The sequence below is a fragment of the Nocardia sp. NPDC058480 genome (genome assembly GCF_042720495.1).
Classification (GTDB): Bacteria; Actinomycetota; Actinomycetes; order Mycobacteriales; family Mycobacteriaceae; genus Nocardia.
The window spans coordinates 276,760-298,404 of the sequence record NZ_JBHXMN010000005.1 but is presented as its reverse complement, the minus strand read 5'-3'; the positions used below and the strand labels follow the sequence as shown (position 1 = coordinate 298,404).

Genomic DNA, 21,645 nt, shown 5'->3' with positions numbered 1-21,645 from the left:
GAGTGACTGTGCACTCACTCTCAGTCAATGCGGATGGCGGAGTTCGTCGAGTGCGGTATCGACGTCCGGGCCGGTCAGTTTGTGCCGATTGCTCCGCATGACCAGGCGCAATGGTCGCGGGCAGTCCTGGACGGTGGAGTAGCGATCGGTCGCCACGATGCGTGCCGGTGCGGCGAGGCGGTCGCGGACCCGGGTCATGAGTTGATAGCGGCTCAGTGTTTCCGCGCCCGCGATGTGCACGACGCCCGATTCGTCCGCGAGCTGCTCGAGCGCCGGCGCCAGGCTGGGTAGATACAGCGGATTGCAGACGATATCGGTGCGCGCCTGGATCTCGGGTGCGGCGAAGCGGGCCAGGAATTTATTCGACAGTGGGCTGCGCCCATAGACGAGCGGAAGGCGGACAACCAGGTGGCGGTCGTGTTCGAGGACCAGGTCCTCGGCGGCGACCTTGGTCTCGCCGTAGACGTTGATCGGTGTGCGCGTTGCGCTTTCGTCGTAGTTCTCGGCCGTGCCGTCGAAGACATTGTCGGTCGACAGGTAGATGAGTTTCGCGCCCGTGCTCGCGATGGCATCGAGAAGTGGCACCATCGGTGCGACGTTCGCCGCGTAGGCCGCGGCGCGATCACGTTGCGCGGCACCGAGATCCACGACACCGGCGGTATGGACCACCAGGTCGAACCCCTGCCCGACGAGTGCCCGCACCGCGCCGGTGTCGGCGAGATCCACCGGGACGAGCCCATGCCCGCCCCGGCTGGTCCCGACGACCTCGTGGTTCTCGGCGAACTGCGCGTGCAGTGCGCTGCCGACGAAACCGGAGGCGCCGAGGATCAGGATCCGCATCGTGTCAGCGCGCCTGCCACTTCGGCTTGCGCTTCTGCGCGAAAGCGATGGCGCCTTCTCGCATATCGTCGGTCGCCGCGACTGCCATGATCTCGCGGTTGGTCTGGTCCCAGGCGGCGTCGTCGGCGAGCTTGCCGTCGATCATGCCCAGTGCCACCCGCTTGCTCGCCTGCACCGCCAGCGGTGCGTTCTCGGCGACCCGGCCGGCCAGTGCCAGCGCCGCATCGAGAACCTCGGCGGCGGGAACGACCCGGTTGATCAGGCCGAGTTCCAGCGCGCGGGCCGCGGTGATCGGCTCGCCGGTGAGGATCATCTCCATCGCGACCTTGCGTGGCAGCTGCTCGGGCAGGCGGAACGCGCCACCGGCCGCGGCGAACAGGCCGCGGGCGACCTCGGGCAAGCCGAACGTGGCGGTCTCGGCGGCGACGGCGAGATCGCTGGCCAGGACGAGTTCGGTGCCACCGCCGAGCGCGAAACCGTTCACCGCCGCGATGGTCGGCTTGCTGATCGGGTGCCGGACGTACCCGGCCAGGTTCCAATCCTCATGTCCCGGGGCGAGAATCGACTCACCGCGACTGAGCGCCTTCAGATCCGCGCCCGCGCAGAACGCCCGCTCGCCTGCTCCGGTGAGTACCACCGCGCGGATCTGCGGGTCGGCCTCGGCTCGCTCGAGCGCCTCGCCGACCCCCGCGCTCACTTCGGCGTTGACCGAGTTCATGGCCTCGGGCCGATTCAGCACGATGACGAGCACATGCTCGCGTTGCTCGACGAGAACTGCGCTCACGAGTGACTCCTTCAGTTGGTGTCTGCCTGCATGACAAACCTCTTCGATCTGTATCACGTCGGATGATCTTGAATACCCGAATCGGGAATTCGTGTCCGTCACCGGCGCGCACACCCCAGTCGTCGTAGGCTGCCGAACACTCGCGAAAAGAAATTTCGGCCGGGTGTCGATCCGCAGGGGTGCCCGTTCGACCTAGGGATGAACACAGGGCCCGGCAGACGGGTCCACACCGATCCGAGGAGACGAAATCATGAAGTACATGCTGATCATGCGCGCTACCGACGAAGCCTGGGCCGCGGCCGCCGATATCGACTTCAACGAGATGCTCGAGACCATGGGCAAGTTCAACGACGAGTTGATCAGCGCCGGGGTGCTGGTCGCCGCCGAGGGGCTCGACGACGCGGCCCAGAGCGTCGTCGTCGACTACTCGTCGGAGACTCCGGTCGTCACCGACGGGCCCTACGGGGAGACGAAGGAACTGTTCGGCGGGTTCTACATTCTCAACGTGGCCTCCAAGGAGGAGGCGATCGAGTGGGCCAAGCGCATGCCGGTCGTCGTACCGGGCACCAAGACCGAGATCCGGCGGGTCCCGAGCATCGATGAATTCCCGCAGGACAATGTCTGGGTCGTGAAGGAGCGCGCGTGGCGTGAGGCCACCGGCCAGATCTGAATCACGATGAGCGACCACACCGGCCGCGAGGCCGTCGCCGCCGTGTGGCGGATCGAATCGGCCCGCATCGTCGGTGCGCTCGCGCGCTACACCCGCGACTTCGCGATGGCCGAGGACCTCGCCCAGGAGGCCCTGGCCGAGGCGCTGGTGACGTGGCCGCGCGAAGGCGTGCCACGTCAGCCGGCCGGGTGGTTGCTCACCGTCGGCAGGCGCAGGGCGATCGACGCGTTCCGGCGCCGCGCCGCCCTCGATGACCGCTACACCGCCCTCGCCGCCGACCTCGGCGAGGGCGATGCGCTCACCGGCGGCGACCCCGTGCGGGCGGCGCAGGACGTGCTGTGGGATCCCGATCAGATCGACGACGACGTGCTCGCGCTGATGTTCATCTCGTGTCACCCGGTGCTGTCGCGGGAGGCGCGGTTGGCCTTGACGCTGCGCGTCGTCGGCGGTCTGACCAGCGACGAGATCGCCAAGGCGTGCCTGGTGCCCACCGCGACCGTGCAGGCCAGGATCACCAGGGCGAAGAAGACGCTCGGCGCGGCCGAGGTCGCTTTCGAGGTGCCGCCAGCCACCGAGCGCCGGGCTCGGCTGGGATCGGTGCTCGGCGTCATCTACCTGATCTTCACCGAGGGATCGTCGGCCAGCACCGGCGGTGACCTCATCCGCTTCGATCTCGCCGGGGAAGCGCAGCGGCTTGCCCGCGTGTTGTCGCGGCTGATGCCCGCCGAACCCGAGGTCTACGGCCTGCTCGCGCTGCTGGAGCTGACCGCGGCGCGGTTTCCCGCCCGTACCGGTCCCGACGGTGCGCCGGTGTTGCTCGAACAGCAGGATCGCCGCCGCTGGGACCGCTCGGCGATCCGGCGTGGCCGTGCCGCGCTGGTGAAAGCCGGCGAAGTCGGGCGCGGACTCGGCGCCTACGGTTTGCAGGCCGCGATCGCCGAATGCCATGCGGTCGCGCCCTCGGTCGAGCGGACCGATTGGGAACGGGTGGTGGTGCTGTACGAGGCGCTGGGCAGGCTCGCGCCCTCGCCGGTGGTCGACCTCAATCGTGCGGTGGCGGTGTCGATGGCGAACGGGCCCGCCGCGGCCTTGCCGATCGTCGACGAGATCGCCGCATCCGGCGCCCTGTCCGCCTCGCACCTGCTGCCCAGCGTGCGCGGCGAACTGCTCACCCGGCTCGGCCGCACCACCGAAGCTCGCGAAGAGCTCACCGACGCCATCCGCCGGTGCGGCAACGAACGCGAAAAAGCCGTCCTCGCAAACAAACTCGCTGCCCTCGCCTGACGGATCGTCGCCGGGATCGGCGTTCGGCCACCAGCGGCACAGGGAAAGCCGGTATCCCGTGGTCCGCGCTCGACCGCGGTCTCGGCAGGCACTGGCGAGTCGGCCGGTTCGATAACGGTGGCGGATATACCCTGTGACGCAGGACCATATTCACAGTTCAGAGGCTATAAAGGCCGGTCTTCGCGCGCTCGTAACGTTTGCTCACACAGAGGCGGGGTATTCGTGAAAGGCGACGACGAGAGGTGTTGTGGATGTCAAGGGAGTCAAAGGAATCGAAGTCGGTGCTGCACCGGGCTATCGGTGCTTCGGCGATCGGTAATGCGGTCGAATGGTTCGACTACGGTGTCTATGCCTACTTGGCGACATATATCGCGAAGTCGTTGTTCCCCGGCGACGGCGAGTCCGGAATGGTTTACACGCTGCTCGGGTTCGCCGTATCGTTCCTGATCAGGCCGGTGGGTGGCATGATCTGGGGTCCGCTGGGCGACCGCATCGGGCGAAAGCGTGTGCTCGCCACCACGATTATTCTGATGGCCGGATCGACGCTCGCCGTCGGCCTTATCCCGAGCTTCGAGATGATCGGCATCGGCGCCCCGATTCTGCTGTACCTGTTGCGCATGATCCAGGGACTTTCCGCCGGTGGCGAATACGGTGGTGCCGCGACATTCATGGCCGAATACGCGCCCGATCGCAAGCGCGGATTCTATGGCAGTTTCCTCGAGGTCGGTACGCTCGCCGGTTTCACCCTCGGTAATCTGGTCGCCCTGCTGCTGGTGAATGTGCTCGACGACGCGTCGATGAATTCGTGGGGCTGGCGCATCCCGTTCATGATCGCCGGTCCGCTCGGCCTGATCGGCATGTACCTGCGCAGCCGGGTGGAGGACACGCCGGTGTTCCGCGAGGTCGAGCGCAAGGACGAGACCGAGGAAGTCTCCGGCGTCTACCGCGATCTGGTGACGAAGTACCTGCGTCCGGTGCTGACCCTGTTCGGCCTGGTGATCGCACTGAACGTCGTCAACTACTCGTTGCTCAGCTACACCCCGACCTACCTCGGTTCTACCCTCGGCATGGAGGAATCCGATGCGTTGCTCGTGCCGTTGATCGGCCAGGTCGCGATGCTGTGCACCTTGCCGTTCCTGGGTGCACTGTCCGACCGGATCGGGCGCAAACCCATGTGGATGTTCTCGTGCGCGGCGATGATGATCGCGGTGATCCCGGTCTACCACCTGATCGGTTCCTCGCTCGCCGGCGCGATCGCGGGCTTCGCGATCCTCGGGCTGCTCTACGCACCACAGTTGGCGACGATCTCGGCCACGTTCCCCGCGATGTTCCCCACGATCGTGCGTTTCGCCGGTGTGGCGATCGGCTACAACGTCGCCACCTCGATGTTCGGTGGTACCGCGCCGGTGATCAACGAGGCGATCATCAGCGCGACCGGCAACAACATGATTCCGGCGTACTACATGTTCGGCGCGTGCGCGGTCGGCCTGATCGCGTCGTTCTTCCTCATCGAGACCAAGGGTGTCTCGCTGCGCGGCACCCAGGTGCCGGGCACTCCCGAGGCGATCGAGGAACAGCGTGACCTGGGCGAGCCCGAAGAGGTCGTCGCGGTGAAGTGAACCGCACACGGAGGGCGCGGCGTCGAGACGGCGCCGCGCCCTCGGTGTGTCCGGGACTAGCTCTGCGCGGCCGCGCGGAACACGGCGAGAGCTTCCTCGCCGAGGTGCGGTCCGCTGATCTCGACCGGGACGTTCGAGCTCGCGACAACCTCGGCGCAGGTGAGCTCGAAGCTGGTCCCAGGGGGCAGGATCGGCCCGAATTCGGCTGCGGCCGCGGCGAAGACGATGCGGCCGACCCCCGCCCACACCATCGCGGCGGCGCACATCGGGCACGGTTCGCCGCTGGCGTACACGGTGGCGCCACGCAGGTGCGCGGCGCGGCCCGCCGCGGTCGCGAGGGTGATCGCGACCAGTTCGGCGTGGGTGGTGACGTCGCCGGTGGTGTTCACCGCGTTGACGCCCTCGGCCAGAACAGCACCGTCGTCGGCGACCGCGACCGCGCCGAAAGGCCGGTCGCCGAGCGCGGCGGCGTGCCCGGCGAGGTCGATGGCGCGGCGCAGGTGGGTGATGTCGATATCGGTCAGCTCGCTCATGAGGTGAGATCCACTTCCGTTCCGATGCCGTTGGCGCGGGCCTTGTCGATGAGCAGGCGGGCGGCGGCCAGGTCCTGCAGGCCGATGCCCACCGAGTTGAACAGGGTGATGTCGCGATCGCCGCGACGGCCGGGGGCCCGGCCCGCGATCACCTCGCCCAGCTCGGTGCCCACCGCGTCCTGGGTGATCGCGCCTTCGGCGATGGCCACCAGGGTGTCCCCGGACTTGGTGAGCGTGGTGCCGATCGAGTCTACGACGACCATGGACCGGCGCATGGCTTCGCCGTCCACCTCGCGGTGATCCGCACGCGGCGGCGCACCGACGGCATTGATGTGCAGGCCGTCACCGAACCAGGCGCCGCGGACGATCGGTTCACGTGACGGAGTGAGGGTGCACAGCACGTCGGCGGCGCGGGTGACAGCCTCCGGGCTGTCGAGGGCGCGCACCTCGAGTCCGAGATCGGCTATCGCACTGCGGAATCGGTCGACCGTGGCCGCGGTGCGCGACCAGACCAGCACGGTCTCGAGTTCACGCACTGTCGCGATCGCACGGGTGTGCTCGACGGCCAGATTGCCCGCGCCGATCACGCCGAGAACTGAACTGTCTTGTCGCGAAAGGTATTTCGTCGCCACGGCGCTGGCGGCGGCGGTGCGTACGGCAGTGACGAGGCGTCCGTCGATCAGCGCCTCGCACGCACCGTCGGCCGCCGAGGTCACCACGATCACCGACCGCTGGACCGGCAGTCCACGCTCGCGGTTGGCGGGCAGGTCGGCGAGCAGTTTCACGGCGGCCGCTCCGGCGGATTCGGCGGCGGCGACCATCGGCACGAAGGCCGCGCCGCCCAGCGCCATCGCCGGTGGGGCGGGCACGAACGCGGTGCCGAGCGCGAGGTCGGCGTGCGCGCGCTCGACGGCGGTGAGCACCTCGCCGCGATCGAGTACGGCGGTCACATCGGAGTGCGACAGGATCAGAGTCAACGGTGGCTCCTACGAAAGTAGTGGCAGGTCAAGAAGTTCGGGCGAAGGCGACGGTGAGGTCGCGCGGCGAGCGGCTGTTGCCGACCAGGCCGCTGACGGCGACGATCGCGATCAGGTAGGGCAGCATCACCAGCAGCGCGAACGGCACATCGACACCGAGTGCGGGCAACGCGAACTGCAGTGCCTGGGCGATGCCGAAGAACACCGATGCCCAGATCACCCCGAGCGCGCGCCAGCGGCCCGCGATCACCGCGACCACGGCGAGATAGCCGATGCCGCCGGTCATGTTGTCGCTGAACGAATGCACTTCCGAGAGCGCGAGTTGCGCACCGCCGAGGCCCGCGGCGAACGCGGCCAGCAGCACGCAGCCGTAGCGGACGGTCCGCACGGACAGACCGGTGCGGTCGGCGGCGACGGCGTCCTCGCCGATCGCGTCGATCACCAGGCCCAGCTTGGTGCGGCGGGAGAAGACGAACGCCAGGACGGCGACGACCGCGATGCACACATAGCCGAGTGCGGTCTGCCCGAACAGGGCAGGTCCGATGACCGGGATGCGGTGCAGCAGAGGGATTTGCAGCGGGTCGAAGCCCGGCACGCTGTGTCCTTTGCCGTCGGCGAGCAGGAGCCGCGCACCATAGGTGGTGGCGCCGAGCGCCAGCGCGTTACTGGCGATGCCGACGACGATCTGGTCGGCGCGCAAGCCGATACTCCAGATCGCTTGCAGCGCACCGAAGAGCAGCGCGGCGATCACCGCGGTGGCGGCACCGAGGACCGGCGAACCGGTGGTGACGGCGCCGAGCACACCCGCGAACGCGCCGGTCAGCATCATCGCTTCGAGGCTCAGATTGAGCACGCCCGCGCGCTCGCTCACCAACTCGCCGCTCGCGGCCACCAGGATGGGCAGGGTGAAACCGATTCCGCTGGTGGCGATGTCGGTGACCGTGTCGAGGCTCATCGCGGCGCTCCTGCCAGATCGGTGGTGTCCACGGAGGGAACCGGTTGTGGTGCAGCGGGTTCGGACTTGCGGACGCTTCTGGTCCAGATGGCGGCGCCTGCGATGAACACGATCATCAGCGACTCCACGACGGCGATGGTCGAGGCGGGCACGTTGGCCGCCAGTTGCAGGTTGATCCCGCCGGAAACGAGGAAGCCGAGCAACAGCGAGACGGCGACGACCGCCGACAACGAGCCGCGAGCGAGCAGGCCGACGACAAGCCCGGAGAAGCCGTAGCCGGAGGAGAATCCTTCGGCGAGCACGAAAGGCGCTGTCGCCACCAGCAATCCGCCCGCCACACCGGCGAACGCGCCCGCGCTCGACAGGCTCAGGAAACGCAACCGCTGGACGGGGAGCCCGAGCCGCGCGGCCGCGTCGGGATTGAGCCCGACCGCGCGCAGGCGGGTGCCGAGTGCGGTGTGGCGCACCAGGATCGCGGTACCGAGTGCCGCGATCACCGCGATCCACAAGGCGATGGTCGCGGGGGAGCGTTCGATGCCGAGCAACGGTAGATGCGCTGCCTCGGTGAGCTGCTCGGATTGGGGGAGCGTCTCCGAGGAGGTCACCGGCTGACGCAGCAGCGCTGGCTCGTGCACGACGAGCAGCACCAGTGCCAAGCCGACGAAGTTGAGCAGCAGCGTGGTGATGATCTCGCTGGTACCGCGTCGGACCCGTAGATACGCCGCGATCGCGGCCCACAGCCAGCCCGCGGCCGCGGCGCCGATCAGGACGGCGGGCAGGGTGATCGCCGTCGGTGCGCCGGTCAGTGTGGTGCCGATCGCGGTGGCCGCGATGCCGCCGGCGCAGATCTGGCCCTCGCCACCGACATTGACCAGCCCGGCGCGGTGCGCGATGGTGAAACCGACCGCGACCAGCATCAGGGTGGCCGCGACATTGAGCGAGGCGCCGATGGCGTAGTCGCTGCCGAACATCCCCTCCCACAGCGCGGTCATCGTCGCGCCCGGCGCGGCGCCGGCCACGGCGGCCAGGATCAGACCGATCACGCCTGCGGCGACCATGGCCGCGGCGGCGACGACGATCGGCTGATGCGCCCACTGCCGCAGGTCGATCCGGCCGAGTCCGGCCGTGATGGCCGGTCGCCGCGCGGGGCGGTTCTCGTTCGCCGCGGTCATGCCGATACTCCCATCATCATTTCGCTGATCTGTTGTGCCGCCGCTGGGTCGGAGGTTTCCACCGGTCCCGCGAGTGCACCGCGATAGGCGACGAACACGCGGTCACACAGGGCGAGCAGCTCGGGCACTTCGCTCGAAACCACCAGCACGCCGCAGCCGTCGGCAGCCGCGCGGCGCAGCTGAGTCAGCACGAAATCGACGGCGCCGATATCCAATCCGCGCGTCGGCTGGGCGGCGACGAGGCAGCGCAGGTTCGCGGCGGACAGTTCGCGGGCCAGCACCACCTTCTGCTGGTTGCCGCCCGAGAGCGAGCCCATCCGCACCCACGGTCCCGCCGCTCGCACATCGAACCTGTCGAGTTCGGTCTGTGCCGCGCGGCCGATGGCCCGTTTGTCGAGCAGGCCGAAACGCCGGAATCGGCCGAGTCGGCCGAGGAAGAGGTTCTCGGCGATGGTCATGTCGGCGACCATCGCGTCGCGATGGCGGTCCTCCGGGACGACACCGAGTCCGAGTTCGGTGCGGGTGGCGGGGCGCGCGGCGGTGATGTCGGTGCCGTCGAGGGTGACGGTGCCGCCGGACGCGGGAGTGCTGCCCGCCAGGACCGCGACGAGTTCGCTCTGGCCGTTGCCCTCCACGCCGGCGATGCCGACGATCTCACCGGGGCGCACCAGCAGGCGCACTTCATCGAGTGCGGTACTGCCGTCGGCACGTCGCGCGCTGAGTCCGTCGACCGCGAGCACGGGCGTCGACTCGAGTGAACTCGGCTCTCTCGCTGCCGGTTTCGGTGCCGACGACGCAGCGTCGATACCCAGGGTGGCGGCGACCGTGGGGTCGAGGTCGGCAGCGGTGCGCCCCACCATGGCGGTGAGCAGCCCGGCGATGCTGGTGTTCGACATCCGCCCACCACCGGCGACCGTGCCGCGCCGCAGCACCGTCGCGGCGTCGGCGACCCGGGCCACCTCGCCCAGTTTGTGCGTCACCAGGACCACCGCTTTGCCGTCGGCGGCGATGGCGCGGCAGGTGTCGATCAACGCGTCGATCTCGGCCGGATCGAGCACTCCCGTCGGTTCGTCGAGCAGGATCAGGGCCGGATCGCGCAGCAACGCCTTGACGATCTCGACCTTCTGCCGTGCGCCGACCGGCATCGTCGCGACCTGCTGGTCGAGATCGATCCGCAGGCGGTAGCGCTGCGCGATCTCGTCGAGCCGGTCGGTCAGGTCCTTGCGACGCATCCGGAGTCCGTGCTGGGTGAGCAGCAGGTTCTCCGCGACGGTCATGGTGGTGACCAGGCTGAAGTGCTGGTGCACCATGGCGACCCCGGAGGCCATCGCGGCGGCGGGGGAGTCGGGCCGGAAAGTTTTGTCGCCCAGTCGCATTCGGCCGGAGTCGGGGCGGTAGCCGCCGAACACGAGATTGCACAGCGTCGACTTGCCCGCGCCGTTCTCGCCGAGAATGCAATGGACAGTGCCGGATTCGACGGTGACGTCCACATCGTGCAGTGCCTGCACGTCACCGAAGCGCTTACCGACCCCCTGCAGGGTCAATGCGGGAGTGCTCATGGTGCTCAGTACGGCTTGACGGCGCCGGTGGACAGGGCCGTTTTCGCCTTCGCGAGTGCGTCTACGACCCCGGAATCCTTGCTGCACAACACGAAATCGGTGCCGTCGTTGGGCGAGGTGAGCCCGAATCGCACGTTCTCGGCCTTCCACGAGTTGTCGAGCGCGGCGTTCACCGCGAACTCGACCTCGGCGCCGATATCGGTGTGCACGTAGCCCAGGTACACGGGGTTGGTGCAGTCACCGGGGATCGGGCCGCCGACCATCGTGGCACCGGACTGGGCCGCGGCCTGCTCCATGCCCGCCTTGCCCAGGTTCACGATCTGGCCGAGCGTGCCCGCGCCCGCGCCGTAGTCGGCCAGTGCGGCCTGCTTGGCCTTGGCGGGGTCGTTGAAGTCGCCGACATACTGCGGGGTGAGGACCTTGACGTCCGGTTCGGCGAAGCGGGCGCCGTTGCTGAAAGCGTTGGCGGCGTTGACGATCGCGGGCAGCTCGACACCGCCGACGAAGGCCACCGCACCGGACTTGGAGCCCGCCGCCGACACCGCGCCGCTGAGGAATTCGGCTTCGGCCTGCTGCGGGTCGTAGTAGGCGAGATTGGCCAGGGGCTTCGCGTCGGCCGGGCCGCCGATCTCGACGAACTTCACGTTCGGGAACTGTGGCGCCACCTTGCGCACGTCGGCGTCGGTCTGGCCGCCGAGCGAGATCACCAGGTCGTTGGTGGAGGCGAAGCGGACCAGCGCCTGCTGGTAGTCGCTGGCCGCGACCTGCTCGACCTTGCTGAGTTCCACCTTGTCGCCCAGCGTGTCGGCGATGCGCTGGTACCCGAGATACCCCGACTGCATGAAGCCGGTGTCCGAGAGCGAGCCGGGGAAGAACACACCGACCTTCAGCTTGCCCCCCGATGCCGAGGTGTCGGCGGAACCGCAGGCCGACAGGAGGGCAGCGGCGGCGAGGGCGGCCGAGCCGAAGGCGATCGCGCGCCGAGTGGACTTGTGCACGGGGTACTCCTTGTTCGAACGAACCGCTCACTTAGCGGTATACCGTTAAGTGTCAGCCTGGGGCTCGTAGATGACAGGCGGATTACGGAAAAGTAAGAAACGGTCGCACGCCGCGAGCGGGCTACCGTTGTGGGCGTGCAGGAGCAGAAGGATGATGCGGTGGCAGACGAACCGGCGAAGAAGTCGCTGCGGGATCAGGCCTACGAGGAGCTGCGTGACCGGATCATCGATCTGCGCTTGAGCCCCGGTCAGCGGCTGGTGGAACGCGACCTCGCCACCGAATTGGCCATCTCGCGGATCCCGCTGCGCGAGGCCCTGCAGATGCTCGAACGAGAAGGTCTGGTGGTGATCGTGCCGCGGCAGGGCGCGATCGTCGCCCCGTTCACGGTGACCGATGTGCGCGACCTTTTCGATGTTCGCGAGAGCCTCGAGGTCCTCGCGGCCCGCCTCGCCGCCGAACGCGCCGAACCGGCCGACCTCGCCGCTCTCCGTGCACAACTGACCGCGGCCCGTCAGGCAACCGCCCGTGGCGACCAAGCCGCGATCGCCGCCGCGAACGCCGGCTTCCACGCGGTCATCGTCGAAGTCTCCGGCAACCCGCTGTTGCACTCGTTATTGCGCCCCTTGGAATCCCGAGTCCGCTGGCTGTTCCACCTGACGAAGGAACGCGACCCCGGCACCCAATGCGACGAACACGAAGCCCTCTACGCCGCCATCGCCGCCAACGACCCCGACTCGGCGGCCGAAATCGCCTATCGCCATGTGGCTTCCGGTCGTGAACCCAGTCTTGCCCTGTCGGCGCAATGGTCCATGCCCGCCATCGACCCCGTGTCGGCTACCCGCACCCGTCAGCGCGGCAAGAGCGCCTGAGGTATCTGATCGGTCATAGTCGGCGGATTCCGCGCGCGACCTTGGCGAACGATGACCCGGTTCCGAGTCCTGTACGCAGTTTCGGATGGCATGCGCCGAGGTCGACCATCACGGCGTAGGTCAGGCCGTGGTCGCGTCGTTCGGCGAACTGGTCGATCACCTCGTCGGGTGTGCCGACCTGGAAGACTTCCCTGATCAACGACAGAGGTGCGCGACGACCGTACTCCAGCGCGGTGGCCTCGTCGATGGTCTGCGGGAGAATGTCCTGTGCACCGGAGGACGTGGGGCCTAACGGATGCTCGACACCGTGGCGTGCCCAGGCTTGCGCGGACGCGGCGAGCGCGTAGGCGCGGATCACGGCAGAGTCGAGGATCTCGTCGACAATCGTCTGCGACTTCGCGGTAATGACCCAATGCCATCCCGCGGCTCGGACCGCGGCGGGGTCGCGCCCCGCGTCCGAGGCCGCGGCCCGGATGGTGTCGAGCTTGTCGCGGTATTCGGCCGGACTGCTCGGAAAGGCAGGCAGCCACGCGTCGGCGAATCGACCGGTCAACCTGAGCATGCGCGGCCCGTGCGCTCCCATCCAGAGCTCCGGTCGGGTGCCGCGGTGCGGCGGCAGCGCGAAGACCGCGTCGCGCAAAGGGAAGAATTCCGAATCCCGGGAGATCGGCTCACCGTTGGATTCCCACAATGCCCGAATCGTCGCGACAGCTTCCTCGAAGCGCGCCACCGGGCGTTGCCAATCGACACCGTAGGGCTCATTGTTCTCGCGTTCCCCGGGACCGATCCCGAGAATAGCTCGCCCGCCGCTGAGCAGATGCAAGGTCGCGGCGGCCTGTGCGGTCACCGCCGGATGCCTGCGACCGGCGTCGGTGACGCCAACCCCGAGCCGCAGCCGACTCCACCGATTCCGTGCCGCCGCGCGCCCGAGCAGGGTCCACGGTTCGTAGAACGCGTCCGCGGCGGGGGCGATCCGCGCGCCGCCGACATGGCTCGGCTTCCATACCGACGAGGGAAACAGCCCGATCAAGTGGTCGATCACCCACAGCGAGTCGGCGCCGGTCGTCGCGGCGACGAACTTCGCCGTGCGCTGGGTGAAATCGGGCGCATAACGGGAATGAAGGCCTGGGTCGACAATTCCGGTCTTGACTCGTGCCATGGGTTTCTCCCACTACTCGATGCCGCTTCGCCGGTCTCCACGCGACCACCTCGATTGTCCCACCGGTCGGCGGTCGCTATCCCGCGGCGTGCAGGGCGACGCGGGCGGCGTGGATGGCGGGATGCAGGCCGGTGCCGTTTCGGTAGACCAGTTGGGTGTGGCGGCGGATCGGCAGGGGGGTGAGCGTGATGTGTTCGGGGGGTGCGTAGAGGGCTAGAGCGGGGACTATCGCGGTGCCCGCGCCCGCGGCGACGAGGGTGAGAACAGTGTCGAAGTCGTCGGCGTGGTGGCGGATATGGGGGGTGAATCCTGTTGCCTGGCAGGCTCGGATCGTCAAGGTGTGGCACAGGGTGCCGGGAGTTCCCGCGATCCAGGCGGATCGGCGGTGCGCGGCCAGCGGATCCTGGGTGGGCGCGGGGGTTCGCGTGGCGAGGTACACGGTTTCGGTGTGCAGGGGTTCGGTGTGTAAGGAGGCGTCGGCGTCGGCGGGGACCAGGTCGTAGTCGTGGGTGAGCGCGATGTCCAATGTGCCCGCGCGCAAGGCGTTCGGGATGTCGGCCGGGTCGATTTCGGTGACGGTGAGTTCCAGGCGCGGATGATCGGTGCTCAGGGTGACCAAGGCGGGGGACAGCAGGGTACGCGCCGCAGTAGGGAAGGTACCGATGCGCAGGGTTCCCGCCAGTTCGTCACGGGTGCAGGACAATTCGGCGTCGGCGTGTTCGAGGGCCGCCAGGATGGTCTCGGTGTGGCCGACCAAGAGATGGGCGGCGGGTGTGAGGGTGACGCGGCGGCCCGAGCGTTCGAGCAGCGGGACGCCCGCTTCGCGTTCGAGGGCGGTGAGCTGCTGGGACACCGCCGAGGGCGTATAGCTGAGCGCCTCGGCGACCGCGGCGATGGTGCCGCGGTGGGCGAGTTCACGGAGCAGGCGAAGTTTGCGGACATCGAGCATCAGTTCAGCTTACGGTCGGCGTTATGAATGTGAACTAGACCTGATGATAGGTCCGGCTCGATGATGGAGCCATGACATCGCTACACGGCCTCTTCGTCCCCCTGATCACGCCGTTCACCGCTGACGGGGCACTCGATCCCGCCGGACTCGAACGCCACGCGCACGCCGTCCTCGACAGGGGCGCGACCGGCCTCGTCGCGCTCGGCACCACCGGGGAACCCTCCGCGCTCACCGGTGCTGAACGCGCCCGAGTCCTCGACATCTGTGCGAGTGTCTGCGCCGACCGCGGCGCACCACTGATCGCCGGTACGGGGGGCAACGCCACCGCTGAATCGGTCCGAGCGATCGCCGAACTCGCGCGGCCCGTCGCGGCCGTGCTGGCGGTGGTGCCGTACTACGTGCGACCCAGCGAAGACGGTGTGATCGCGCACTTCACGCAGCTGGCGGCGATCAGCCCGGCTCCGCTGCTGGTCTACGACGTGCCGCACCGCACAGGGCGCCCACTGAGCGGTAGCACACTGATTCGTCTCGCCAACACCCCCAATATCGTCGGCTTCAAACACGCCGTCGGCGGAATCGACGCGGCCAGTGTCGAATTGATGGCCGCACAGACCTCGGCGACCGTGCTCAGCGGCGACGACCGATTCGCCTCCGCCCTGCTCGCCCTCGGCGCGCACGGCGCGATCCCGGCCGCGGCCAACATCGCGCCCCGCGCATACGCCGATCTCATCGAGGCCTGGCACGCCGGTGACGTCACCCGGGCCCGCGCCATCGGCAACAGCCTCGACGCACTCGCCGCGGCCCTGTTCGCCGAGCCCAACCCCACCGTCATCAAGGCGGTACTCGCCGAGCGCGGCCAGATCTCCAGCGCGGCCGTTCGGCTGCCGATGCTGCCCGCCTCGCGTGCCGCGACCGAGGCGGCGCTGGTGGCGAGCGAGGCGGCGACGATCACGCGGGTGTGACACCGAGGTCTCGGTATCGACGGCGCCGGGATTACGAACAGTAGATTTCACTGGTCTTCGGCACCGAAAAGTGCTTGGGTTAACCGGTGACGAAACCTCCGGATATCGGTGCCGCCGCGCCCGATCGCACTCCCGACAAGTTGGATGCCGCCGTGCTGAAGGTGGCGGGTGTAGTCGTTCTCGGTGCGGTGATGTCGATTCTCGACATCACCGTGGTCACCGTGGCGATCCCGACCTTCATGCAGGACTTCAACGCCTCCGTCGAGGTCGTCGCGTGGACCATGACCGGCTACACCTTGGCGCTGGCCTCGGTCATCCCGATGACCGGCTGGGCCGCGGACCGCTTCGGTACCAAACGCCTCTATATGGCGGCGCTGACCTTCTTCATCATCGGGTCGGTGCTGTGTTCGATGGCATGGAGTATCGAGTCGCTGGTGGCGTTCCGCGTCATTCAGGGCATCGGCGGCGGCATGCTGATGCCACTGGGCATGACGATCATGACCCACGCGGCAGGCCCGCAGCGGATCGGTCGCGTGATGGCGGTGCTCGGTGTGCCCATGCTGCTCGGCCCTATCTGCGGCCCGATCCTCGGTGGTTGGCTCATCGACGCCTTCAGCTGGCATTGGATCTTCCTGATCAATCTGCCGCTCGGCATCATCGCGCTGGTCCTGGCCTATGTCGTGTTCGCTCCCGACAAGCCCAAGCCGTCGGAGTCGTTCGACTTCCTCGGCATGCTGCTGGCCTCGCCGGGCCTGGCGCTGTTCCTGTTCGGTGTTTCCTCCATTCCGGAGAAGGGCACCGTGATGGCCGCGCGTGTGCTGATTCCGGTGATCATCGGCGCGGCGCTGTTGGTGGCGTTCGTGTTCCACGCGCTGCGCACCGAGCATCCGCTGATCGATCTGCGGCTGTTCGCCAACCCGTCGCTGCGCTACTCCGTGCTGACCATGTCGCTGTTCGCGACGGCGTTCTTCGGCGCCGGATTCCTGCTGCCGAACTACCTGCAGCAGGTACGCGGTGAGACGGCGTTCGACTCCGGCTTGCTCATGGCGCCACAGGGAATCGGCGCCATGTTGACGATGCCGATCGCGGGATTCCTGGTCGACAAGATCGGCCCCGGCAAGATCGTCATGTTCGGCATCACCTTCATCACCATCGGCCTCGCCGGGTTCACCCAACTGGGCGCCGACACCTCATACCTGCTGATCGGTGGCGCGCTGTTCGTGATGGGTCTCGGGATGGGCTGCACCATGATGCCGGTGATGACCGCCGCCATCCAGACGCTCTCGCACGCACAGGTCGCGCGCGGTTCGACGTTGATGAACATCGTCAACCAGACCGCGGCCTCGATCGGCACGGCGACGATGTCGGTCGTGCTGGCCGCCCAGCTCAACGATCATCTGGAGGCCAAGGCGGCCATCGGCGCCAACGCCAGACCAGATCTCGCCGCCCAGATTCCGCCGTCGGTGATCGAGCAGGGGCTGGAGCTGGCAGCGACAGCGTTCAGCAACACCTACTGGGTCACCGTGGTGCTCGCGGTGCTCACACTGGTCCCGGCGTTCTTCCTGCCGCGGACCAAGCCGAAGGTGCCGGTCGACGCCGAAGCGGTGGCGCTGGCCTGATCCGTCATCATGCCGAAAGCCCGGGCGCAACATCATGTTCCGTCCGGGCTTTCGTCGTCGAACACTCAGCTGTAGAGCTTGACGAACGTCTCGAGCGAGCGTTCGATATCGCCGCGCAAGGCCTTGGCGATGGTCGAGCCGATCGGGCCGAACAGCGGTGCGCCGCCCAGTTCGATGTCGAGGCTCACCTTGGAACCGCTGCCGCTCGGTTCGACGCGCAAGCTGAGGCCGAACTTGGTACCACCCATGCCCTTGCCGCTGAGGGAGAGCTCGCGCGGCGGCTCGGCGGTGCGCACGGTCCAGGTGACCTTGTTGCGGAAGCCCTTCACGCTGGCGATGCCGACGAGAACGGTGCCCGGCGTCAATTCCTCGGGCAGCGTGCCGCGCCACGCCTCGTGAATGGTCAGCCAATCTCCGAGATGCGGAAGGTCGGACGCGTGCGCCCAGGCCTGGTCCGGCGGGACGGGGACATCGACGGAGAGCTTCAGTTTCGCCACGGCGGGGATGTTATCCGGTACCCGGGGTTCCGTAAGCAGCGGCTCGAGACATAGCAAACCAGAATAGATCAATTGTCCAGTAGTGTGGACCGTTTTGCGCGGGAATTATGATGTCTGACAGCATGATCCGTGTCGCGATCGTTATGCGTGCTGCTAATGTGTGCGAGTCGCTGAAAACGGGGCGTGTGAATCGGGTATTCGAAATCACACCGCGATCGACGGCGAATGCCTCGTCGGGACGGCCGACGAGGGCCAGGCGGCAACAGCGTCGTGTGGTCGAGAACGACGAAAGATCTGATGAACTCAGGAATCGCGGTGCTGTTGCTTGTCATCGGTGCGCCGCTGTTACTGCTCGCGATCGCGGTCAGTGTGTTGGCCATGCGGAACGAGCGCCGACAGCGGCAGCGGGCCGATGCCGCCATCCGTGAGCGCCTCGCCTGCGAGAACGCCCTGATGCAGCTGGCACATTCCACGCTGCCCGCGATCACCGCCGCCGTGCGTCGGCACGAGATCCCGGCGGTCGCCGTGGATCTGCCGGTGGAACTGGGTGATTCGCAGTTCGGCCAGGCGCTGCAGTGGATCGCCACGGGCCATGCCGAAGATCTGCGCGTGGTCACCGAGGAGACCAGGGCGATGGTCGAACGCTACGTCGAGCAACGCCGCGTGAGCGAGATACAGGCCGCGCAGGAGCAGACCCGCGGCGAGCTGTCGGCGTCGTCGCGGGCGGCCACCAGCGCCGCGGTGCGCTCCTTCGGTACCTCGGTGGTGAGCCTCGGCACCGACCTCGGCCAGGTCGTCAGTGCGGCGCTGCGCGAACATCGCGACGACGCGATCTACGAAACGCTCACCCGGATCGACCACACCGTGCAGCAGATGATCCGGCAGGCGCAGTCCTATGTGATCGTCTCCGGCGGTCTGCCCGGTCGTCGGTGGCCACAACAGTCGCTCACCGATGTGGCGGGCGGCGCCACCGGGCGGGTCAGGGAATTCCTGCGCGTGCGGACGACGCAGTCCGACCGGATCGTGATCAGCCGCGCAGTCGAACCGCTCGTGCACACCATGGCGACCCTGCTCGACAACGCGCTGCGTTACTCGCCGCCGTCGTCGTTCGTCGAGATCGGTTTCCAGGAGGGCCATCACGGCGTCACTGTGATCATCGACGACGCGGGCATGCGGATGAGCCCCGAGCAGCTCGAGGACGCGCGCCTGGTGCTCAGCGGCGAACGCCCGGTCGACATCCACGATCTCGGTCCAGCGCCGAAGGTCGGCTTCCCCGGCATCGCGGCACTGGCCCGGCGCTACGGATTCTCCGTGCACGTCGACGGACCCAACATCTTCGGTGGCATGCGGGCCATGGTGTACGTACCGTCGGCACTGCTGGTGAGCGGGGACGCACCGCGGCTGCCCGAGCCCGAACTCGCCGCGCCCGCCCATATTCCCGTTCCGGTCGCCGAGGTCGAATCGCCCGGCGCCGATGTCCACGAGATCACCAGCGGCGGGCTGCCCAAGCGCCGCCGCAGACCGGTTGCCCCGGATTCGGCGGGGGTAACGACCGAGTCGGGGCAGGGGCGCCCCGACCTCGCCGCTGCCTGGCGCAGCGGATCCCGCAGCGGTCGTGCCGCTGCGGCCGAGCGAACCACGGAAGGAACTGCCGATGAGCACACCGGTTGCCGATAGCACCAACCGATTGGCGTGGCTGCTCGAGGATCTCGAGATCCCCGGCGTCCGCTTCGCGGTCCTGCTGTCCGAGGACGGACTGCGCATCGCCCACTCCCGTGGCGTGGTCAAAGACGACGCCGAACGGTTCGCCGCGGCCGCCTCCGGTCTGCGCTCGCTCGGCAAGGCGCTCGGCGAGTTCTGTGGCGGCACGTCGAATACGGTGCGCCAGAACATGACCGAGTACGACGAGGGCATGATCATGATCACCGCGGCAGGCGCGGGCGCCCTGCTCGGGGTCGCCACCACCCCCGATGTCGATGTGGCACTGGTGGCGCATCGGATGAACGAACTGGCTTCGCGCGTCGGTCACGAGATCGGTAGCGCACCCCGACTAGGCGGGAGGAATTGAGCCGCGGCAGGCGCGATCCCGACCTGGTGCGGTCCTATGTGCGCACCGGCGGGCGGGTGCGTGCCGCGCATGACCTGGATCTGGTGACACTGGTCCGTGCCGTCGACGACGCGCGCCCCGATCACCGCCCCGATGAGCGCCGCCTGCTGGCACTCACCAGCCGCCGCGGCGCACTGTCGATCGCCGAATTGTCGGCCTATCTCGACCTGCCCGCCTCCGTCGTGAAGATCATCGTGTCCGATCTGCTCGACAGCGGCCACCTGCACTGCCCCACCCCGGCACAGGTGAAGCCGGAACTCGCACTGATCAAGGAGGTGTTGCATGGCCTCCGCGCCATTGCGGGATGAGGTCGACTACGTCGCGGAAACCGTGACACGGTCGGTGAAGATCCTGGTCGCAGGCAATTTCGGCGTCGGAAAAACCACCTTCGTGTGCGGGGTGTCCGAGATCAGGCCACTGCGCACGGAAGAGACGATCACCGAGGCCAGCATCGGGGTCGACGACATGGCCGGGCTGGGCAGCAAGGTGTCGACCACTGTCGCACTGGATTTCGGCCGCATCACCCTGAATCCCCAACTGGCGCTGTACCTTTTCGGCACTCCGGGCCAGGAGCGGTTCGCCCCGCTGTGGGAGGAACTGGCACGCGGCGCCCTCGGCGCGCTGGTGCTCGTCGACACCCGGCGCATCGAGAAGGCCGACGACGTGCTCTCGGCGCTGGAACAGCGTGGCGTGCCGTATGCGGTGGCGGTGAACGAATTCGAGGGCTTCCGGCGCTATCCACTCGAGGAGGTGCGCGAGGCACTCGACCTCGCCCCCGGTACCCCGGTGATCGCGCTCGACGCACGTCGACGTGATCAGGGTCTGCGCGCGCTGATCACGTTGGCGGAGTACCTCTTTCGCAGACAGGAAGCGACAGCGTCATGAGGGTGGATATCGCCGCCGACGAGCGGGTGGCGATGTGGGCACCCGAGTTCGCCGCCGATCCGCAGGCGGCCTACCAGCGGATGCGCAGCCGGTTCGGCTCGGTGGTGCCGGTGGAGTTGTCGCCGGGCATCCGGGCCACGCTGGTGATCGGCTATCACACCGCCGTGCGCATCCTCAACGATCCGGAGCACTTCCCGGCCGACCCGCGCATGTGGGAACGCGACATCCCACTGGACTGCCCGGTGCTGCCGATGCTGCAATTCCGGCCTGCCGCGCTGCGCACCACCGGCGCCGAGCACACCCGGTACCGGCAGGCCAATGTCGCCGGTATCGCCGGGGTCGATCTGTACGCGATGCACAGCACCGTCGAACAGTTCGCCATCCCGCTGATCAACAGCTTCTGCGTGACCGGATCCGCGGACCTGTTGAGCCAGTACGCGTTTCCGCTGGTGTTCCAGGCGCTGAACTCGATGCTCGGGTGCACCCCCGAGATCGGGCAGCAGGTCGCCACCGGGATGGCGCAGATCTTCGAAGGTGACGACGCCGAGGCGGGCAACAACCTGCTCGCCACGGCATTGGCGGATCTGGTCGGCCTGCGTCAGCGCGAACCCGGTGACGATGTCGCGACCCGCCTGCTCCAGCACCGGGCAGCCCTGACCGACGAGGAGATGGTGCACCAGCTGCTGGTGCTCTACGGCGCGGGCATCGAGCCCATGCTGAACCTGGTGGTCAACACCTTGCGGCTGATGCTCACCGACGACCGGTTCGCGGGCAATGTGCTCGGCGGCAGCCTGTCCACCCGCGACGCGCTCGACGAAGTGCTGTTCACCGACCCGCCATTGGCCAACTTCTGCATGACCTACCCGCGTCAGCCGATCCTGGTCGACAACACCTGGCTGCCCGCGCACGAACCGGTCGTCATCAGCATGTCGGCATGCAACAACGATCCGGCGATCGCCGGGCGTGATGTCGTCGACAATCGGGCGCACCTGGCGTGGAGTGCGGGTCCGCATGGTTGTCCGGCCAAGCCGGTGGCGTACCTGATCGTGCAGGACGCCATCGACCAATTGCTCGATGCGCTCCCGGAATTGGCCCTCGCCGTGCCCGTCGAGGACCTGGTGTGGCGGCCCGGCCCGTTCCATCGGTCGCTCGCGGCGTTGCCGGTGATATTCCCGAAGACACCGCCACTGCCGATGCCCTGACACC

General features: G+C 67.9%; 22 protein-coding genes. 11 read left to right on the top strand and 11 right to left on the bottom strand.

Features of this window, described 5'->3' with window-relative positions; all coding sequences use genetic code 11:
• Nucleotides 1–24 precede the first annotated feature (24 nt).
• Entirely contained in the window at nt 25–840 is an 816-nt protein-coding gene (locus ACFWO8_RS15565) for an SDR family oxidoreductase (protein ID WP_378950343.1), read from the bottom strand.
• A 4-nt stretch (nt 841–844) separates the two neighbouring features.
• Nucleotides 845–1,624: a crotonase/enoyl-CoA hydratase family protein gene (locus tag ACFWO8_RS15560; protein ID WP_378950340.1), complete on the bottom strand. Its 780-nt coding sequence runs from the start codon at nt 1,622–1,624 to the stop codon at nt 845–847.
• Nucleotides 1,625–1,874: 250 nt separating this feature from the next.
• On the opposite strand from ACFWO8_RS15560, the gene ACFWO8_RS15555 reads away from it, so the two are divergent.
• The 3 genes from ACFWO8_RS15555 (at nt 1,875) to ACFWO8_RS15545 (ending at nt 5,197) form a co-directional block, all read left to right on the top strand.
• Complete coding sequence (locus tag ACFWO8_RS15555; protein ID WP_378914396.1) at nt 1,875–2,294, top strand: YciI family protein; 420 nt, start codon at nt 1,875–1,877, stop codon at nt 2,292–2,294.
• 6 nt (nt 2,295–2,300) lie between these two features.
• A complete protein-coding gene (locus ACFWO8_RS15550) occupies nt 2,301–3,578 on the top strand; it encodes an RNA polymerase sigma factor (protein WP_378950337.1) in 1,278 nt (425 codons plus the stop codon).
• A gap of 251 nt (nt 3,579–3,829) precedes the next feature.
• The gene (locus ACFWO8_RS15545) at nt 3,830–5,197 is read left to right on the top strand and encodes an MFS transporter (protein WP_378950334.1); all 1,368 of its coding nucleotides are present in this window, start codon (nt 3,830–3,832) and stop codon (nt 5,195–5,197) included.
• A 56-nt stretch (nt 5,198–5,253) separates the two neighbouring features.
• Here ACFWO8_RS15545 and ACFWO8_RS15540 read toward each other — a convergent pair whose 3' ends face one another.
• The 6 genes from ACFWO8_RS15540 to ACFWO8_RS15515 all read right to left on the bottom strand — a co-directional run bounded on the left by ACFWO8_RS15540 (nt 5,254) and on the right by ACFWO8_RS15515 (nt 11,391).
• Nucleotides 5,254–5,730: a nucleoside deaminase gene (locus ACFWO8_RS15540; RefSeq protein ID WP_378950330.1), complete on the bottom strand. Its 477-nt coding sequence runs from the start codon at nt 5,728–5,730 to the stop codon at nt 5,254–5,256.
• Entirely contained in the window at nt 5,727–6,707 is a 981-nt protein-coding gene (locus tag ACFWO8_RS15535) for an ornithine cyclodeaminase family protein (RefSeq protein WP_378950327.1), read from the bottom strand. The genes ACFWO8_RS15540 and ACFWO8_RS15535 overlap by 4 nt, the downstream gene beginning before the upstream one ends.
• A 28-nt stretch (nt 6,708–6,735) precedes the next feature.
• Nucleotides 6,736–7,662 (bottom strand): ABC transporter permease, encoded by a 927-nt coding sequence (locus ACFWO8_RS15530; RefSeq protein ID WP_378950324.1) that lies wholly within the window; start codon nt 7,660–7,662, stop codon nt 6,736–6,738.
• A complete protein-coding gene (locus ACFWO8_RS15525; RefSeq protein WP_378950934.1) occupies nt 7,659–8,720 on the bottom strand; it encodes an ABC transporter permease in 1,062 nt (353 codons plus the stop codon). Before ACFWO8_RS15525 ends, ACFWO8_RS15530 begins: the two co-directional genes overlap by 4 nt.
• A gap of 110 nt (nt 8,721–8,830) precedes the next feature.
• Nucleotides 8,831–10,393 (bottom strand): ABC transporter ATP-binding protein, encoded by a 1,563-nt coding sequence (locus tag ACFWO8_RS15520; protein ID WP_378950321.1) that lies wholly within the window; start codon nt 10,391–10,393, stop codon nt 8,831–8,833.
• 5 nt (nt 10,394–10,398) lie between these two features.
• Entirely contained in the window at nt 10,399–11,391 is a 993-nt protein-coding gene (locus ACFWO8_RS15515; RefSeq protein WP_378950318.1) for a BMP family protein, read from the bottom strand.
• 135 nt (nt 11,392–11,526) lie between these two features.
• Between ACFWO8_RS15515 and ACFWO8_RS15510 the strand changes: the two genes are divergently transcribed.
• Nucleotides 11,527–12,261 carry a GntR family transcriptional regulator gene (locus tag ACFWO8_RS15510; protein WP_378950315.1) on the top strand — a complete coding sequence of 245 codons (735 nt, stop codon included), beginning with the start codon at nt 11,527–11,529 and terminating at the stop codon, nt 12,259–12,261.
• Nucleotides 12,262–12,274: 13 nt separating this feature from the next.
• Here ACFWO8_RS15510 and ACFWO8_RS15505 read toward each other — a convergent pair whose 3' ends face one another.
• Nucleotides 12,275–13,420: an LLM class flavin-dependent oxidoreductase gene (locus ACFWO8_RS15505; RefSeq protein WP_378950313.1), complete on the bottom strand. Its 1,146-nt coding sequence runs from the start codon at nt 13,418–13,420 to the stop codon at nt 12,275–12,277.
• Nucleotides 13,421–13,496: 76 nt separating this feature from the next.
• Nucleotides 13,497–14,369, bottom strand: a complete 873-nt coding sequence (locus ACFWO8_RS15500; protein WP_378950311.1) for a LysR family transcriptional regulator — start codon at nt 14,367–14,369, stop codon at nt 13,497–13,499.
• A gap of 71 nt (nt 14,370–14,440) precedes the next feature.
• On the opposite strand from ACFWO8_RS15500, the gene dapA reads away from it, so the two are divergent.
• Both dapA and ACFWO8_RS15490 read left to right on the top strand, forming a co-directional pair.
• A complete protein-coding gene (gene dapA / locus ACFWO8_RS15495; RefSeq protein ID WP_378950309.1) occupies nt 14,441–15,331 on the top strand; it encodes a 4-hydroxy-tetrahydrodipicolinate synthase in 891 nt (296 codons plus the stop codon).
• Between the two features lie 86 nt (nt 15,332–15,417).
• A complete protein-coding gene (locus ACFWO8_RS15490; protein ID WP_378950307.1) occupies nt 15,418–16,950 on the top strand; it encodes a DHA2 family efflux MFS transporter permease subunit in 1,533 nt (510 codons plus the stop codon).
• Between the two features lie 65 nt (nt 16,951–17,015).
• On the opposite strand, the gene ACFWO8_RS15485 is transcribed toward ACFWO8_RS15490, so the two are convergent.
• Nucleotides 17,016–17,447 carry an SRPBCC family protein gene (locus ACFWO8_RS15485; protein WP_378950305.1) on the bottom strand — a complete coding sequence of 144 codons (432 nt, stop codon included), beginning with the start codon at nt 17,445–17,447 and terminating at the stop codon, nt 17,016–17,018.
• A gap of 297 nt (nt 17,448–17,744) precedes the next feature.
• On the opposite strand from ACFWO8_RS15485, the gene ACFWO8_RS15480 reads away from it, so the two are divergent.
• From ACFWO8_RS15480 to ACFWO8_RS15460, 5 genes are read left to right on the top strand one after another with little or no spacing between them, the layout of a single operon-like run.
• Nucleotides 17,745–19,124 (top strand): sensor histidine kinase, encoded by a 1,380-nt coding sequence (locus ACFWO8_RS15480; RefSeq protein ID WP_378950303.1) that lies wholly within the window; start codon nt 17,745–17,747, stop codon nt 19,122–19,124.
• Nucleotides 19,102–19,515 (top strand): roadblock/LC7 domain-containing protein, encoded by a 414-nt coding sequence (locus ACFWO8_RS15475; RefSeq protein ID WP_378950301.1) that lies wholly within the window; start codon nt 19,102–19,104, stop codon nt 19,513–19,515. Before ACFWO8_RS15480 ends, ACFWO8_RS15475 begins: the two co-directional genes overlap by 23 nt.
• Nucleotides 19,512–19,862, top strand: a complete 351-nt coding sequence (locus ACFWO8_RS15470; RefSeq protein WP_194827562.1) for a DUF742 domain-containing protein — start codon at nt 19,512–19,514, stop codon at nt 19,860–19,862. The genes ACFWO8_RS15475 and ACFWO8_RS15470 overlap by 4 nt, the downstream gene beginning before the upstream one ends.
• Entirely contained in the window at nt 19,837–20,439 is a 603-nt protein-coding gene (locus ACFWO8_RS15465) for an ATP/GTP-binding protein (RefSeq protein WP_378950299.1), read from the top strand. The genes ACFWO8_RS15470 and ACFWO8_RS15465 overlap by 26 nt, the downstream gene beginning before the upstream one ends.
• On the top strand, nt 20,436–21,641 hold the full coding sequence (locus ACFWO8_RS15460) for a cytochrome P450 (protein ID WP_378950297.1): 1,206 nt from the start codon (nt 20,436–20,438) through the stop codon (nt 21,639–21,641). The genes ACFWO8_RS15465 and ACFWO8_RS15460 overlap by 4 nt, the downstream gene beginning before the upstream one ends.
• Nucleotides 21,642–21,645 lie beyond the last annotated feature (4 nt).